Raw genomic sequence first — 15,712 nt, forward strand, 5'->3', positions numbered from 1 at the left:
GATAGCTAATTTATTAGGGATTCGCAAAGGTGAAGAGATGGAACACATTTCTAATTTTTCAATTGTGACAATAAGGATGGTTCTTCATTTAGATTAATTCGATAAGAAGCAGATGATTAAGGGGGTTTTTTGCTGTTTTTGTAACACCCATGTTAATAAAATGAAAAGTTATTTCGACAAATTCCCCAACAAAAAAACTATCAGTATTTACCGACAGTTTTTTGTTATTCTTATGCAGCCTCATTCTGCTGTTTTTTAGGATTTGACATAAACCATCCTCCAAGAGCAATACCAATCAGTACAACCCAGAAGATGAGCTTCCATGTTCCTGAATGAATAAAATGATGTGAAATGATATGAATTTGCGGATGGGCAAGTGTATAAAGCGTCAGTTTGACACCGACCCAACCAACAATCACAAATGCTGCTGTTTCTAGGCTCGGACGCTTCTTTAACAAATTGACAAACGCACTTGCAGCAAAACGCATAATAATAATACCGATAATACCACCAGCTAAGATCACTATAAATTGACCGCCATCTAATCCACCGATTTTAGGAAGGTTTGTCACAGGCAATGTAACAGCAAGCGCTACCGCTGCTAAAATCGAGTCGACGGCAAAAGCAATATCGGCAAGCTCGACTTTAATCACAGTCGGCCAAAACCCACTTTCTTTCGTTCCCTTTATTTTTTCGCCTTTTTTGAAAACATGTTGCTTTAGAATATGATGGATGGAAATGTACAGCAAATAGATTGCGCCAATCGCTTGAACCTGCCAAACATTGACCAGAAATGAGATCGCAAATAGCGCACCAAACCTCATCACAAACGCACCGGCTAATCCGTAAAAAAGTGCTTTTTTTCTTTTTTCTTCAGGCAAGTGCTTAACCATGACAGCCATGACAAGAGCATTATCCGCAGCCAAAATACCTTCTAGCCCGACTAAAATAAGAAGAACCCAACCATATTCAAGTAATAATGCTGCATCCATTTAAAATCCTCCTAAGTAATTGTCTCTTTCTCTTATTCCCCCTAATGCAGCAGTGTATTTTTCAGAAAGCAAAAAAGACCTCTGCCAACATTAGGCAAAGGTCTTGCTAGACATGGTTATATCTTTATCAATACATGCCAACAAAGCCGATGGAACTCATCCATGAACTGACGACTTTGTTTCCGGTTTTAAAACCGGACGCTACTCCCCTTTGGGAAAAAGAAAATATTGAATTATATGATCATATTAACTCTCTTACGTTTATCTGTCAATCCTTATTTTTATTCAAAAAAGAAGTCAGGCTTTCTGTCTTCACTTTATTTTGTTTGTACTTTATATATAGGTAAAGAATAGACAAGACCGCAATTGCCATTCCAAGTGGTAGAAGATACTTGTCCAACAATCTACCAACAGCGCTCCAGTTCTCACCAAGATAAAAGCCTAAATAAACATAAACAAAAGTAATTGGTGTAATGGCGAGGAATGTATAAATGGAGAACACCCAGACATTCATTTTGGCAAGTCCGCAAGGTATTGAAATCAACGTTCTAACCCCTGGAATAAACCGGCCGCTAAACGCGACAAAACCGCCATATTTCTCAAAGAAACGGTCTGACTTTTCAAGCGCTTCTGGCTTAATAAAAAAATACTTTCCATAGCGTTCTAAAAAGGGTCTTCCTCCATACCTTCCTAACCAATAAAGAGTTAATGGACCAACGACACCTCCCAGTGACCCTGCCAGAACGACCCCTATAAGAGACATATCACCTTGATAAACCCAATAGCCGGCAAGAGGAAGAACAACTTCAGCTGGTATAAACTCAATGCATAAAGCAAGAAACACACCAAAATATGAGAGATTTTTAAAAGCCTCTACCATTGACAAAATCAATTGTTCGATATCAATCACAGCCTTAAAATAATTTCGAGTTCTAAAGAACTTACAAACTTGATTTTACCACAGTTTTTTGTATGATGCTTCAAATCCATATGTTACTATTCATGAAACAAATCGTACAATGGCATCACTAAGGAAAAAGGAGTTGAACGAATGCATACGATGTGGAAAGGCTCAATTAGTTTTGGGCTTGTCAATATTCCGATCAAATTATTTGCTGCAACCGAAGACAAAGATATTAAGTGGCGTTCTCTTCATAAAGAATGTCTTTCACCAATTCAATATGAAAAAAAATGTACAAATTGCCATCAAGAAGTATCATCAGATGATATTGTTAAAGGATATGAATATGTCAAGGGAAAATATGTCACCTTTAATGATGAAGAAATGAATCATCTAAAGGAAGAGCAAGAAGATAAAGCAGTTGAAATTGTTGATTTTGTACGACTAAAAGAAATTGATCCGATTTATTTTAACCGATCTTATTTTGTCGGACCTGGAGATAATGGCGTAAAAGCGTACACCCTTCTTCGCGAGGCTCTGAGAGAAACAGAAAAAATCGGAATTGCCCATATGACAATTCGTTCCAAGAAACAACTTGCCATCCTAAGGGTGTATGACAACTGTATTTTAATGGAGTCAATCCACTATCCTGATGAGGTGCGAAACACGATACATGTCCCTGGAGTGCCGACAGAAACAGAAATCAATCAAAAAGAATTGCAAACGGCAATTTCATTAATTGATGAACTGACAACTACTTTTACACCTGAAAAATATGAAGATACTTACAGAGTTGCCGTCATGGAGAAAATTAAGGAAAAGATTGATCAAAACGAATTGACAACTCCTGTTGCAAACACCGCGTCACGTGAGGATGTTATCGATTTAGTAAGCGCTCTTCAGGCAAGTATTGAACGAACGAAAAAACAAGAAGTAGTGAAGGAAGAAAAAACAGTGGGAGTAGAGGCTAAAAAACAAAAAACATCCCGAAAAAAAGCCTCCCAGGTCACATAGAAAATGGCCCTTACAATGCAGCCCGTACTCTCGTCTTCACCTCCACTAGGTGAAAATTGGCGATATGAAGTAAAATATGACGGCTACCGGGGGCTATTAAACGTTTCTCAAACAGAGGTTTCCCTACTCAGCAGGAATGGTCTTTCTTTGAATAACGCTTTTCCTGAAATTACACAGTATATAAAAAAAAAGCTACCTCAACTTGAAAGATATCTCCCCTTTACAATCGATGGAGAAATCGTTTCATTAACAAACCGTTACCGTTCAAATTTTGAATATGTGCAAAAAAGAGGATTATTGAAAAGAAAAGATCTTATCCTAGAAGCTGCTACTCATCAACCATGTCACTACCTTGCTTTTGATTTATTGACATGTAGAGGAAAGAACATAACTTCATTACCCTATGAGGAAAGGAAGAAAATGCTTTATGACTTTTCAGTTCATCTGAAAATCCCACTAGCTCCTGACCCATTTTCACATGAGCGAATTCACTACATTCCCGAAACGTCTGATTTTCGTTCACTTTGGGAACACATCAAAAAATATGATGGAGAAGGAGTGGTTGCCAAGAAAAAAGACAGCCTCTGGAAAGAAAACAAAAAAACGGCTGAATGGGTGAAGCTAAAAAACCACAAACGAGCAGCCGTTTTCATGACAGGATATAATCATGCAAATGGTTATATAACAATAGCCATTGTTGATCGCGGAAAAATAAAAGAGATCGGTTCAGTTTCCCATGGCCTTTCAGATCAGGAAAGAAACGCTGTCCTCGCGATTGTCAAACAACATGGAACAGAAGTAAAAACTGGTGAATATGTGATTGCTCCTTCGATTTGTATGATGGTGTATTATTTGACAATCCATTTTGGTACACTACGGGAAGTTTCTTTTGTCAAATTCGAATTTGATATGTCATGGGAAGATTGCACATATTTGCGGCTTTTACTGCATTCAAAAAGCATAAACCCAGCTTTGCAATTTACACATCTCGACAAGCTTATTTTTCCGAAAACCCAAAAAACAAAAGCAGATTACATGGGTTACTTAATTGAAATGGGTGAAACTCTTTTGCCTTTTTTAAAAAATCGGGCGCTTACAGTGATTCGCTATCCCCACGGAGCATGTAAAGAATCCTTTTTTCAAAAAAACAAGCCTGATTATGCCCCTGATTTTATTACTTCTGTTAAAGATCAAGAGCATGAACATATTCTATGTCATGATTATTCTGTTTTATTATGGCTTGCCAACCAACTTGCCGTGGAATTTCATATTCCTTTTCAAACAGTAGATACACAACACCCGACTGAAATTGTCTTTGATCTTGATCCACCTTCACAATCGGAGTTTTCCCTCGCTGTTCGTGCAGCTGAGGAACTACGGCGCTTATTTGAACAACTTGGTCTTCAATCCTTTCCTAAACTGTCAGGGAACAAAGGTATACAAATTTATATACCGCTTTCAAAAAACACATTTACTTATGATGAGACTCGCATTTTCACAAGTTTTGCTGCAAAATATTGTGTCTCACTATTTCCTGATTTGTTTACAACTGAACGATTGATAAAAAATCGACAAGGAAAACTTTACATCGACTATGTCCAGCATGCTCCTGGAAAAACGATAATCTGCCCTTACTCCCCAAGAGGGAATGAACTGGGAACAGTTGCAGCTCCACTATTTTGGTCAGAAATCAATTCCACCTTATCACCTGTTGATTTTACAATGGATGCTGTCATCAAACGGGTAAATGAAACCGGATGTCCGTTCGAACAATTTTTTAGACAGCCGCAAGACAAACAAATTAGAGCGATTCTCGATCACTTAAAAGACAGCAATTTTTAACGAAACAAAAGATGTTGGCTGTGAATTCCGGCTTTTTTCAATAGGTTTATGAGCTGTTCCTGTTCTTCCTTTGTCAAACCTGAAAAAGCACGTGCAATTCTCATGGAATGGATAGGATAAATTTGATCAAGGTATGTTTGGCCTTTTTCCGTCAATTTCGCATAAACAGATCGCTTATCCTTTGGGTCCTGCTCCCTTTTGATAAAACCGTTTTTTTCTAGTTTATCAATCACATAAGTGACATTCCCGCTTACAAGGAGCAGTCTTGAACCGATTTGCTGTAACTTCTGAGCTCCCCTTGTATAAAGAAGTTCTAATACAGCAAATTCTGTTGGATTAAAGCCATGTTCCTTACTATCCCGAATACTATGTTCTGAAATGCTTTTAAAAGCTCTTGCAAAAACTTTGTACAAAGACATAGCACGGTGAACCTCTTCCTCATTAAACGAAAGTCTCATATCATCTACCTCTTATACTATTTTCTTAAAATAAATTTAAGCGAGTGTAAACCCTTACACCCACAAAAACAAAGGGAGATCTCCTCCCACTTCTACATGTATATATTTTCGTTAAATGTGGGGAAACTCCTTCTTCTTTTTTCATCTATTAAAAAGAAAGCCCCGCTTTATTTACTTATTTTTAAGCGAGGCTTTATCTTTTCGAAAAAAGTAAATATATTCTTTTCGCAATTCTGTAATTGTCATCTTATGCAAAATATCTTGTTGACATGCACCAATTGAAATCAGTTTTTTTGTATAGTGTTTTCTCTCTTCTTCCAATGCTTTTTTTAGTAATTTACTCATTGTATCTCCTTTCATTTTTTAGATATTCCATCAACTTTATCTTACACTCGGTTTGTTAACACAAAATAAACACCATGTAAAGATTACTCATCTTAAGATGATTTTTGGTAAAGGCCATTCTGCACTGAACGCAATAGTGGAAAAGCTTCTTTTCCTGCAAGTTTCAATAACATTTCAAACAATTCATCTCTTCTGTTGTCTAAAGCAATTATTTGTTGAGCGAGTAGGACAGCTTGTTTTTCTTCTTTCATCAATAGGCTCCCCCTAATCCATTTTGTAGTTAAACATTATAAAATTTTCAAGTCCATTTCATCTCTTATGTTAAGTTTTCTTCCGTAAATTTTTTATCCATGTCAGATTTTATTACAAATCATAAGATTTTTCTCTCAATTTTTTATATAATACAAAAAAAGTCGTCTTAGGGGTGGGAATATGACAGTCGAAGACCATTCTTACAAGGATAAAAAAGTCATTTCTATCGGTATCGTCAGCGAACTCACAGGCTTATCAGTGAGGCAGATTCGATATTATGAAGAAAGAAAATTAATCTATCCACAACGATCATCAAGGGGAACTAGAAAATACTCCTTCGCGGATGTAGAGCGGCTGATGGACATTGCAAATAAACGCGAAGACGGTGTACAAACAGCAGAGATCCTGAAAGATATGCGCAAAAAAGAAAAAAGTTTAAAAAATGATCAACAACTAAGAAAAAAAATGCTTCAGGGGCAGCTTAATGCACACTTCACATACAGAAACCGTTAAGAATTTTTTATCGTAGTGTGAATGAAAGTTGGGAAATTTGCTCGGCTTTCCGCGGGCGATTCCGTGAGCCTCCTGCGGGGGTCTCGCAATTTCTCCTGATCCATGTTGATCAGCTCCATAGAAAAAGCCCTCCTTTTTTAGGAGGGCGCTATTTATAAGGCATGAATAAATGCTGTTGCAATACCAAAATAAATTAATAGAGATAAAATGTCATTTAAAGTTGTAATTAACGGGCCTGAGGCAATCGCTGGGTCGACATTACATTTGTGAAGAATAATCGGGACAATCGTACCCGCCATCGTACCAATAATAAGTGTTGCTAAAAGTGATGTACCTACCACAAAACCAAGCAAAAAATTCCCCTGCCAAACAATTGCGATTCCTGTAATAAAAACAGCACATACAATCCCAATAATGATACCGGCTCTCAATTCTCGAAAAATCAACCGAAAGATCGTTTTCTTATTGAGCTCCTCTTTGGCAAGGCCTCTGATCACAACCGCTAATGACTGTGTGCCTGTATTTCCTGTCATTCCGGCGATCATTGGCATAAAAAAGGCTAATGCCACAACATGTTGAAGCGTATCTTCAAAATAACTCATAATACTCCCAGAAATCAGACCGATAAACAAAAGTAAAATTAACCAAGGGAGTCGTCGGTATGCGGCAACATACGATTTTGTATCAAACGTGATCGCCTTACCTGAAGCAGCAAATTTTTCGTAATCTTCATTCGCCTCTTGAATCACAATGTCGATAATATCATCAACGGTAACGATTCCGACAAGTTTATGTTCTTTCTCAACAACAGGAATGGCTAGAAAGTCATAACGTTCAATGAGCCTTGCGACCTCTTCCTGATCTTGCATGGCATCAACAGAAATAACCCTTGTAAACATTAAATCCTGCACTTTTTCACCGGGTTCAGCTAAAATTAGATCGCGGTAAGATAAAACACCAACAAGCTGTTTTGCTTCATTGATCACGTATAAATAGTTGATGGACTCGGCAATCTCTGCAAAACTTTTCAGCTTAATAACAGCTTCCTTTACCGTATAGTTTTGCGGAATCCATACAAAACGGTTTGTCATAATTCTTCCTGCAGTTTCCGCTGGATAGTTCATTAGTACTCTGACTGCTTCGGATTCTTCAGCTTCCATGCTCGAAAGAAGCTGATCCTTAAGTTTTGGTTCCATCTCCTCAAGAAGTGCGGCAAGGTCGTCGTTATCCATTTTGTTCATGACATGGGTCGCTTTTTCTTTACCGACTTTATTTAACACAGCAAACTGTTCTTCTTTTTCTAACTCTCCCATCAAATCGGTTATATCATCAACGGTTAAAAAAGAAAGATAACGCCCGCGGTGCTTTTCTGGCATTTCTTTAAATAAAATCGCCATATCATACGGTTGCAATTCTTCTAAAAGATGTAGAAACTCTTTTCGTTTTCCATCTCTGAGTAAAATAATAATCCGTAAAATTAGTTCATCATATGTCATATTTTGCAACATGGTCATTTGTACCTCCTTTTTAGGAGATCCTTATACCACCATAACAGAAGGTGTGATGTTTAAAGATCTCCTCATCCTCAATCAATGTGTGCCTAATGATGCCTTTCGTATGTTTAAACCGCCTCGAATGGGGAGAATCCATACTCACACCTCCTTAGAAAAATCCATTTATTTATTTTTATTATAAAATAAAAAAACACCTATTTCATTAAAATGAAGGTGTTAAAAAGCCATACAAAATAAAACCCTAACGCCTTCAATCGTAGAGCTTTAGCACTGTATGGCATAGACATGATGTCAGCTGCGTTAAAAATCACCTTATGTCGATGATTCTTGTTAACCCATTGGCGTCTTTGGACATTTTTGGGCAGCAGCGTATCTCCATACAGGAGCCTCACCTAACGAAAAGCTGTATTGATCGGACAAAATGAGATTACAGAAAAAAAGGGCAACTGTCAATAAATAAAACAATAATAACCCTTTAATGTATGTGAAAGTTTCTTTTTCCGTCAAAAAACCAACCAGCTTTTTAATCAGATGAGGCATTTTAAAGATTATTCACTTTCCTTTGAAGAAATATCTTCATTTGAGAGGAAATGATAGTTTTCATGAAGCAAAAGGGTATACTCCTCATCAAACTTCGGATGTGGTACGAATTCCGCCTGATTAATTGATAATTCTACCTGATGGTCTTCTTTTTCTTTCATAAGAAAAACAACTCCTTTTTTTCTATAGGGTACCTCATTTTAGTCATAGATATGAGCTAATCGTCCGTTATTTTTAAAATTTGGACTTTTCAAAAAATTAATACGAATGAACCTTTTTTAAATTTTAAAGATGTTTTATAATTTTATCATGCACCTTGTACCTCACCAAAGCAGCACAAAAAAGGAGGCTTTAAACATGCAAATGCGATTAATTCCTTATGTCATGGATGAAAAGCTTATGGAAGCTAGTGAAATGCCGGAAGGAATCAATGCTATTAAGGCACCAGAGCTGTGGTCACAAGGTTTTAAAGGAAAAAATGTTACAATTGCAGTTCTTGATACAGGCTGTGATACCAAACATCCAGATTTAGCTAACCGAGTGATTGGTGGAAAAAACTTCACTAGCGATGATAACGGTCAAGAAGACCAATACAATGATTATAATGGACATGGTACCCATGTAGCTGGTACGATTGCCGCCAATGGGAACAGCGGAGGAATTTCAGGGGTTGCCCCTCTTGCAAACCTGTTAATTGTCAAGGTGCTTGGTGGTAAAGATGGATCTGGTCAATATGAATGGATTATTAATGGAATCAATTATGCCGTCGAACAGAAAGTAGATATCATCTCAATGTCTCTGGGCGGCCCCAATGATATTCCAGAATTGAAAAAAGCGATTGATCATGCTGTCCAAAATGGTATTCTTGTCGTCTGCGCTGCAGGAAATGAAGGTGATGGAAATGAGCGGACAGAGGAATACTCATACCCAGCAGCATATAATGAAGTGATCGCTGTCGGGTCAGTATCTGTCACACGAGAATCATCTGAATTTTCAAATGCGAATAAAGAAATTGATTTAGTGGCACCTGGTGAAAAAATCTTGTCAACATTACCTCATCAACAATATGGTAAATTAACGGGTACATCAATGGCTGCTCCCCATGTCAGCGGAGCACTGGCTCTTATTCAATCGATGGAAGAAAAAGCATTTAATCGTAAATTGACCGAGCCGGAGCTATACGCCCAATTGATCCGTCGAACGATTCCTCTTGATGATTACTCAAAAACATTGATTGGCAACGGTTTTCTATATTTAACCTCTCCAGATATTTTAGCCGAAAAAACCGCAAAGATAAAACTCCTTTCCTTTTAATTGATTAAGATCTATTCACAAAGACTTTTTTGTCATTTTCTAATAAATTGGCTGGTCATGAGGACTTTCCACGTCCCATTGACCGGCTTTTTTAGTGGACACTAACATCTATTTGAACATGACTGTGCAAGTTAAATGAATTCATCCCGGTAATCGTGAACAAATTGCCTTACAGTGATTGGCTGCCTCTGAAGTATGTTCTCTAGATCAGGTGTCATTTTCTTAGCCAGTCCTAACTTTGCATAAATACCAATCATAATGGTGATCAAGAACTCCTTTTTCTAACATTCTCTTTCTGAATGCTTTTGCAGATGGATTGGCATAAGCAATGGCTATTCCTCATTCAGCTGTTAACATATCGGCTACCTTGTAATAGGTCAGTGCCTCTGAACCAGTTAGTGAATATACCTGATTTTTATAACCAGACTCAGTTAACGTTTTTACGACTACTGAAGCAATATCCCGAACATCAATAAAGCTTGTTCTCCCATTGCCTGCTGGCACAAAAATTTGACGATCTTTACGTAATTCCTCCACATGCTGGTGAACTAAATTTTGCATAAAAAAGCTTGAACGTAAGAAAGTATAAGGAATTCCTGACTTTATCATTTTCGACACCTAATCACGATAAAATTACAATATGTGTTACTCCTGCTAATTTGGCTGAGGTGATGACTGGATCTAAGTACTTTTTTATATTTGAAATATGTGGTGGACGGTTAAATCCCATTCATAGCCGGAAGATAAGAATCAGCGTCTTCAAAATCAAAGTAAATACCATCTCCTTTTTTTAATCTGGAAGTAGCTTTAAATGGAACGCCTCATTCTATTAGTTGTTTGACAATTTCTCTTCCTACTGTTCCCGTAGAACCTGTTAATCAAATCATTTTTTCTCTCCTTTATTTATGAATAAAGCCACCATCTAAAGGCACGTTTTTAAAACATCCCCATATTAAACATTTCATACACTACCAGTGCTTGACGGAATGGTACACAAACATTTCAAACAGCTGAAAAGGTCGTGAAGATCTACAGTTTTTTAATCAATCTTTTAAATTATTAGAATAAAAAAATAATTTTGACTAAAATGTCATGACGGTATATAATCTATTAAACAATTTCATCATCAGGAACATGGTCAGCTGGCTTTGATCTGAATTTGAAAAAATTTAAGAAAAGCTAATAGAAAGCAGCTAAAAAACCCACTGTTCTGATCTGGAAAGGATGAGATATCCGGTTGGAGAGTTGATCTGATGCTTTTCCAATGACTGATAGGAGGTGTTCAAGAGTTGATGTAGCACAGATCTCGAACACAAGTTGCTGTTTGGCGGCATTCACCTCCAAATCCCCAAAACAAGTGAATGTCTTTTTTATTGATTTTTAAAGGAGGAGATCAAATGACAGTTGTGAAGACAAGTAGCTTAGGCTTTCCAAGAATCGGATTAAACAGGGAATGGAAAAAATCGCTTGAGTCATATTGGAAAGAAAAAATTGACCGTGAAACATTTCTTCAAGAGATGGAAAAACAATTTTTAGAGGCAGTTCAAACACAGTTAGATCAGCAAATTGACATTGTACCAGTGTCTGATTTTACATACTATGATCACGTCCTTGACACAGCGGTGATGTTCAACTGGATTCCGGAAAGATTTAAGCATATCCAAGATCCTTTAGATACTTATTTCGCAATGGCTAGAGGTACTAAGAACGCTGTACCATGCGAAATGACTAAATGGTTTAACACAAACTACCACTATATTGTGCCTGAATTTGAAAAATCAATCGAATTCCGTCTGACAGAAAATAAACCGTTAGAAGCCTATCGAAAAGCAAAATCAGTCTTTGGTGTAGAAACAAAGCCTGTCATTCTCGGTCCATACACGTTTACAAAATTGGCAAAAGGCTACGAAAAACAAGAAGTCGCAAGCATTTATCAACAGTTGGTCCCTCTATACATCCAACTTCTTCAAGAGCTTGAGTTGGAAGGTGTTAGATGGGTACAAATTGACGAACCAGCTCTTGTCACAGCCTCTCCTGAAGAAATAGCGGCTGCAAAGGCTATATATCAAGCCATTAAAGATGAAGTTCCAACACTTAACGTTCTTTTACAAACCTACTTTGATTCAGTTGATGGATACGAAGAGCTGATTTCATTTCCTGTTGAAGGAATCGGACTTGATTTTGTTCATGATCAAGGAAGAAACCTTGAACAGTTGAAATCCCTCGGCTTTCCAAAGAATAAAGTACTTGCCGCTGGAATATTGGATGGACGGAATATTTGGAAAACGAATCTGGAAGAACGACTTGATTGGATCACCGAATTGGTTAGTGAAATCAGAGTTAGCGAAATCTGGATTCAACCTTCAAACAGTCTGCTCCATGTTCCAGTAGCTATCCACCCTGATGAACACTTGGCGAAAGATTTGTTAAACGGGCTAGCTTTTGCAAAAGAGAAATGTGTTGAACTCCGTCTATTGAAAGAAGGTTTACTGTCAGGAAAAGCAGCAATTGGGGAGCAAATAAACAACACAAACCAACACTTAAACACACTTAAACATTTCGGGACAGCCACTGATCAGGCATTTACCGAAGAACAGCTGACTGAAAAAGATTTTACTCGTGAAACAGCTTACGAAAAACGGCTTACTCTCCAAAATGAAGCACTTGGACTGCCACTGTTACCAACAACAACAATCGGAAGCTTTCCACAAACTACTGAAGTGCGAAGCGCACGGCAAAAATGGCGAAAACAAGAATGGTCAGATGGGCAATATGAAGCCTTTATTAAAGAAGAAATTAACAAATGGATTGATATTCAAGAAGATATCGGACTTGACGTTCTAGTTCATGGAGAATTCGAACGGACAGACATGGTTGAGTATTTCGGGGAAAAGCTGGCCGGATTTGCCTTTACTAAATATGGTTGGGTTCAATCATACGGTTCTCGCTGTGTCCGACCGCCAGTAATTTATGGAGATGTCGAATTTAAAGAACCGATGACTGTGAAGGAAACAGTTTATGCCCAATCTTTGACTTCCAAACAAGTAAAGGGCATGTTGACAGGTCCTGTCACCATTTTAAACTGGTCATTTGCCCGGTCTGATCTGTCGAGAAAAGAAATTGCTTTTCAAATTGCTTATGCCCTTAAAAAAGAGGTTGAAGCACTTGAAAAAGCGGGAATACAAATCATTCAAGTTGATGAACCTGCATTAAGAGAAGGACTTCCATTAAAAGAACATGACCAAAATGACTATCTCACATGGGCTGCTCAGGCTTTTAGACTTTCTACATCATCTGTTCAAGATACAACGCAAATTCATACTCATATGTGTTACAGTCATTTCGAAGATATTGTCGATACGATTGAAGACCTAGATGCAGACGTAATTACGATTGAACATAGTAGAAGCCATGGTGAGTTTCTCGAATATCTCGAACACCGTCCTTATTTAAAAGGTCTTGGACTTGGTGTATATGACATTCACAGCCCACGGGTCCCTCCTACCAGTGAAATGCTTACGATCATTTGTGATGCTCTTAAAGTTTGTCCAAACGACCGTTTTTGGGTAAACCCTGACTGCGGTTTAAAAACAAGGCAACCTGAAGAAACAATTGCCGCTTTAAAAAATATGGTAGAAGCCGCAAAACAAGCAAGAGATTCATTGGCTCAAACCGTTTAAAGATGAAATGGAAGAACTATCTGTTTGCAGATGATTAGCTGTCGAGATTCTCTCGACAGCTAATTTTTTTTCTTTTATTTTTACAAGGAGTTTAGCAAAGAACTTCTTTACGGAAAACATCAAATCCAGGTGGTGTATGATTTGTTGAGTATTAATATTAATAAAAAGCTGCACATGAAACCCTTAAATGAAGCGGATTTAGAAGCTTACTGGACATTCGTGTATAAAAAACCCGATCCATAATGGAAAAAATAGGATGCTCCATATTATAAACACGAGACATTATCTTACAATGATTTTCTTCAAAATAAAGCCTCTTCTCTTATTCAAAAGAAAAATCGCTGGGGATTGTATATTCATAATCAGTTGATTGGTACCGTATCTTATTACTGAGAACATCAGGAATCTAACTGGCTTGAAGTTGGAATTTCTATTTATGACCCTAATTATGGTGATGATGGATATGGAACCCTTTTTTTAAAACATTGGATAGATCATTTGTTTAAGACCTTACCTTTGGTTAGAATCGGTTTCACAACATGGTCAGGAAATCTTCGTATGATGCGATTAGGAGAAAAATTAGGTATGAAATTAGAAGGAAGGTTAAGAAAATGTCGACTTTATAACGGTATGTATTACGACTCAATTCGAATGGGTATATTAAGAGAAGAATGGGAAAATCTTAATAAAAAACTCTAATTCAACTTGTTGGGTTTAAGAAGATCAGCTACTTTATACAATTGTCAATTACAGTAAACTTCCAACCGTCAAGTCTTTGGTGACATCGTTCATAAATACTTTCATTCTAAAAGGCTTGTTTCCAAAGTGGAAGATTCAATAAGATATGATTGAAAAGGTAAACACTTATGACCTTCGCTTGAAAACAAAATTGAAAAAACATCAAAAATTCATCTCTAGGCACGTATGGGAAAAATCATAAAGAAAAGGTAAGACAAAATCGTTGTCCGGCCTCAGGGTACTTTATTAAATAAATAGAGTACAGCTTTGCAAAACAGCTGCATAGGCTTCACTACTACTGATTAAGAGGTAAATTAAAAGTGGAGGATCAATTTCTCCCAACAGCCGTCTGTCAGAATATGAAGAATTTGCCCCACCCCAGACTTAGCTAAGTGTGGGGTTAGATCTTTTTCTGTTCCTGTATGAAGTGAAAAATAATCAGATCTTTTTATAAGATAGCAGCTAGTATAAAAGAACCATCTATTCCCAGATGGTTCTTTTATACTATCATCGGTCATTCACTCGCCAAATCTCCCATTAAGACTTTTGATTCATTTGTACGATTCCTTTCCATTCCTTTTTCTTTTAACATATTTGTAGTAGCTTGATTGGAAAGGAAGGAAAATATATATTGAATGATGATGGAAAAGCCTTTGAACGCGAATTTAAACGAAAAACATATGCCGAGGATATTCAATCTCTTGAACGTTATATAAGAGATTTGAGTGATGCGATGACTGAACTGAGACATGAAAGTTTGACCATTTTAAAAGCCCATCAATTGTACATGAATGACTGGCAAGGGCAAGCACGCCAGATGTATGACGCTCTACTAGATGATCTTGATGATGCGGAATATCGTGTTTACGACAGTCTAAGTAATGTTAAGCAGCAAGCGACAGAGGAAATCGAGCGGCTGAGACTGAAAGCTGAGGAACTGATATGAGTATCCGTATCAATTTAAACAACTTAAATGCCCTCACCCTTCAATTTAGCCAATCTCAAGAGCGGATTAGTGGGATGATACAGCTTTTAAACCGACATCTCCATGTACTACTCTTAAATGTGACAGCGGCACAAACAAATGCTATCGATCATGCCCAGTCTGAATTAGACTATGAATTAAAGAGCTATTTAAGGACACTTGATGACATCCATCATTTACTTTGCTACACTGAGTCCCGGATGAAAAAAACCGATCAGATCCTTGCTGCGCAGCTATATCAACATAGCGGACAGCTTGCTAACTATTCACACATCATGACTTTTCTGGCCACATCGGGATTGTCAGCTGATCAATTTAAGTTAGAGCTATCAATTTTGTCCGAACCACGTGTTTTAATGAACGAATTAAAGAAGAACGGTCTAACAGGTTTGTTAACAAACACTCAAAATGGAGCTTGTTTTCAGTTTGATGATCAAGGAAAGCGGTTGCTTTGGTCGGCACGCCAGTTATTTAATAACAGGGTCGTAAAAAACCTTTGTCTTCTAGCCTATCAGCATGTCGCCAAAGGCCCTCTTTCACTTACGGTTTCATGTATAACAAAACAAGCAATCGATGTTCAAACAGTTTACCTACCGAAGCATACAACCCAGTCATAGTGTAACA

The 15,712-nt window shown here is 37.4% G+C and carries 15 protein-coding genes, 2 pseudogenes and 2 riboswitches; of the genes and pseudogenes, 8 read left to right on the top strand and 9 right to left on the bottom strand.

Annotated features, from left to right (window positions below; all coding sequences use genetic code 11):
* Window positions 1–230 precede the first annotated feature (230 nt).
* Both PDT38_RS05410 and PDT38_RS05415 read right to left on the bottom strand, forming a co-directional pair.
* A complete protein-coding gene (locus PDT38_RS05410) occupies window positions 231–992 on the bottom strand; it encodes a TerC family protein (protein ID WP_449374905.1) in 762 nt (253 codons plus the stop codon).
* 48 nt (window positions 993–1,040) lie between these two features.
* Window positions 1,041–1,214, bottom strand: a riboswitch (yybP-ykoY riboswitch).
* A 46-nt stretch (window positions 1,215–1,260) separates the two neighbouring features.
* Window positions 1,261–1,902, bottom strand: coding sequence for a DedA family protein (locus PDT38_RS05415; protein ID WP_270799560.1), 642 nt, complete (start codon window positions 1,900–1,902; stop codon window positions 1,261–1,263).
* Window positions 1,903–2,043: 141 nt separating this feature from the next.
* Here PDT38_RS05415 and ku point away from each other — a divergent pair, with 141 nt between their 5' ends.
* Window positions 2,044–2,907, top strand: a complete 864-nt coding sequence (gene ku / locus PDT38_RS05420) for a non-homologous end joining protein Ku (protein WP_270799561.1) — start codon at window positions 2,044–2,046, stop codon at window positions 2,905–2,907.
* 3 nt (window positions 2,908–2,910) lie between these two features.
* The gene (locus tag PDT38_RS05425) at window positions 2,911–4,749 is read left to right on the top strand and encodes a DNA ligase D (protein ID WP_270799562.1); all 1,839 of its coding nucleotides are present in this window, start codon (window positions 2,911–2,913) and stop codon (window positions 4,747–4,749) included.
* Here PDT38_RS05425 and PDT38_RS05430 read toward each other — a convergent pair.
* From PDT38_RS05430 to PDT38_RS05440, 3 genes are all read right to left on the bottom strand, one after another.
* Window positions 4,746–5,207, bottom strand: a complete 462-nt coding sequence (locus PDT38_RS05430) for a MarR family winged helix-turn-helix transcriptional regulator (protein WP_270799563.1) — start codon at window positions 5,205–5,207, stop codon at window positions 4,746–4,748. The two genes, PDT38_RS05425 and PDT38_RS05430, sit on opposite strands and share 4 nt — an antisense overlap.
* Before the next feature lie 171 nt (window positions 5,208–5,378).
* Window positions 5,379–5,552, bottom strand: a complete 174-nt coding sequence (locus PDT38_RS05435) for a stress protein (protein WP_270799565.1) — start codon at window positions 5,550–5,552, stop codon at window positions 5,379–5,381.
* Between the two features lie 92 nt (window positions 5,553–5,644).
* The gene (locus PDT38_RS05440) at window positions 5,645–5,803 is read right to left on the bottom strand and encodes a hypothetical protein (RefSeq protein ID WP_270799567.1); all 159 of its coding nucleotides are present in this window, start codon (window positions 5,801–5,803) and stop codon (window positions 5,645–5,647) included.
* Window positions 5,804–5,984: 181 nt separating this feature from the next.
* Between PDT38_RS05440 and PDT38_RS05445 the strand changes: the two genes are divergently transcribed.
* Window positions 5,985–6,317 carry a MerR family transcriptional regulator gene (locus tag PDT38_RS05445; RefSeq protein WP_270799569.1) on the top strand — a complete coding sequence of 111 codons (333 nt, stop codon included), beginning with the start codon at window positions 5,985–5,987 and terminating at the stop codon, window positions 6,315–6,317.
* A 152-nt stretch (window positions 6,318–6,469) separates the two neighbouring features.
* On the opposite strand, the gene mgtE is transcribed toward PDT38_RS05445, so the two are convergent.
* Window positions 6,470–7,825, bottom strand: a complete 1,356-nt coding sequence (mgtE, locus tag PDT38_RS05450) for a magnesium transporter (protein ID WP_270800147.1) — start codon at window positions 7,823–7,825, stop codon at window positions 6,470–6,472.
* A gap of 248 nt (window positions 7,826–8,073) precedes the next feature.
* Window positions 8,074–8,238, bottom strand: a riboswitch (M-box (ykoK) riboswitch).
* Window positions 8,239–8,379: 141 nt separating this feature from the next.
* A pseudogene (locus PDT38_RS05455) lies at window positions 8,380–8,535 on the bottom strand (transcriptional regulator SplA domain-containing protein); the annotation flags it as partial.
* A gap of 145 nt (window positions 8,536–8,680) precedes the next feature.
* Between PDT38_RS05455 and PDT38_RS05460 the strand changes: the two are divergent.
* Window positions 8,681–9,685 carry a S8 family peptidase gene (locus PDT38_RS05460; RefSeq protein WP_270799572.1) on the top strand — a complete coding sequence of 335 codons (1,005 nt, stop codon included), beginning with the start codon at window positions 8,681–8,683 and terminating at the stop codon, window positions 9,683–9,685.
* A gap of 339 nt (window positions 9,686–10,024) precedes the next feature.
* Here the strand turns inward: PDT38_RS05460 and PDT38_RS05465 are convergent, their stop codons facing one another.
* Window positions 10,025–10,294, bottom strand: coding sequence for a Rossmann-fold NAD(P)-binding domain-containing protein (locus PDT38_RS05465; RefSeq protein ID WP_270799574.1), 270 nt, complete (start codon window positions 10,292–10,294; stop codon window positions 10,025–10,027).
* 570 nt (window positions 10,295–10,864) lie between these two features.
* Complete coding sequence (locus tag PDT38_RS05470) at window positions 10,865–11,023, bottom strand: hypothetical protein (RefSeq protein WP_270799575.1); 159 nt, start codon at window positions 11,021–11,023, stop codon at window positions 10,865–10,867.
* A 59-nt stretch (window positions 11,024–11,082) separates the two neighbouring features.
* On the opposite strand from PDT38_RS05470, the gene metE reads away from it, so the two are divergent.
* The 4 genes and pseudogenes from metE to PDT38_RS05490 all read left to right on the top strand — a co-directional run bounded on the left by metE (window position 11,083) and on the right by PDT38_RS05490 (window position 15,705).
* On the top strand, window positions 11,083–13,365 hold the full coding sequence (gene metE, locus PDT38_RS05475) for a 5-methyltetrahydropteroyltriglutamate--homocysteine S-methyltransferase (protein ID WP_270799576.1): 2,283 nt from the start codon (window positions 11,083–11,085) through the stop codon (window positions 13,363–13,365).
* 174 nt (window positions 13,366–13,539) lie between these two features.
* Window positions 13,540–14,064 (top strand): annotated as a pseudogene (locus PDT38_RS19395) (GNAT family N-acetyltransferase).
* A gap of 670 nt (window positions 14,065–14,734) precedes the next feature.
* The gene (locus tag PDT38_RS05485) at window positions 14,735–15,049 is read left to right on the top strand and encodes a DUF5082 domain-containing protein (protein WP_270799578.1); all 315 of its coding nucleotides are present in this window, start codon (window positions 14,735–14,737) and stop codon (window positions 15,047–15,049) included.
* Complete coding sequence (locus tag PDT38_RS05490; RefSeq protein ID WP_270799579.1) at window positions 15,046–15,705, top strand: hypothetical protein; 660 nt, start codon at window positions 15,046–15,048, stop codon at window positions 15,703–15,705. The genes PDT38_RS05485 and PDT38_RS05490 overlap by 4 nt, the downstream gene beginning before the upstream one ends.
* Window positions 15,706–15,712: the final 7 nt, after the last annotated feature.

Origin of the sequence: Bacillus changyiensis (assembly GCF_027706145.1) — a bacterium.
GTDB lineage: Bacteria > Bacillota > Bacilli > Bacillales > Bacillaceae > Bacillus > Bacillus changyiensis.

Coding starts and splice junctions, on each gene's coding strand:
- PDT38_RS05410 (WP_449374905.1), bottom strand. CDS start 992: ATGGATGCAGCATTATTACTTGAATATGGTTGGGTTCTTCTTATTTTA.
- ku (WP_270799561.1), top strand. CDS start 2,044: ATGCATACGATGTGGAAAGGCTCAATTAGTTTTGGGCTTGTCAATATT.
- PDT38_RS05425 (WP_270799562.1), top strand. CDS start 2,911: ATGGCCCTTACAATGCAGCCCGTACTCTCGTCTTCACCTCCACTAGGT.
- PDT38_RS05430 (WP_270799563.1), bottom strand. CDS start 5,207: ATGAGACTTTCGTTTAATGAGGAAGAGGTTCACCGTGCTATGTCTTTG.
- PDT38_RS05435 (WP_270799565.1), bottom strand. CDS start 5,552: ATGAGTAAATTACTAAAAAAAGCATTGGAAGAAGAGAGAAAACACTAT.
- PDT38_RS05440 (WP_270799567.1), bottom strand. CDS start 5,803: ATGAAAGAAGAAAAACAAGCTGTCCTACTCGCTCAACAAATAATTGCT.
- PDT38_RS05445 (WP_270799569.1), top strand. CDS start 5,985: ATGACAGTCGAAGACCATTCTTACAAGGATAAAAAAGTCATTTCTATC.
- mgtE (WP_270800147.1), bottom strand. CDS start 7,825: ATGTTGCAAAATATGACATATGATGAACTAATTTTACGGATTATTATT.
- PDT38_RS05460 (WP_270799572.1), top strand. CDS start 8,681: ATGCACCTTGTACCTCACCAAAGCAGCACAAAAAAGGAGGCTTTAAAC.
- PDT38_RS05465 (WP_270799574.1), bottom strand. CDS start 10,294: ATGATAAAGTCAGGAATTCCTTATACTTTCTTACGTTCAAGCTTTTTT.
- metE (WP_270799576.1), top strand. CDS start 11,083: ATGACAGTTGTGAAGACAAGTAGCTTAGGCTTTCCAAGAATCGGATTA.
- PDT38_RS05490 (WP_270799579.1), top strand. CDS start 15,046: ATGAGTATCCGTATCAATTTAAACAACTTAAATGCCCTCACCCTTCAA.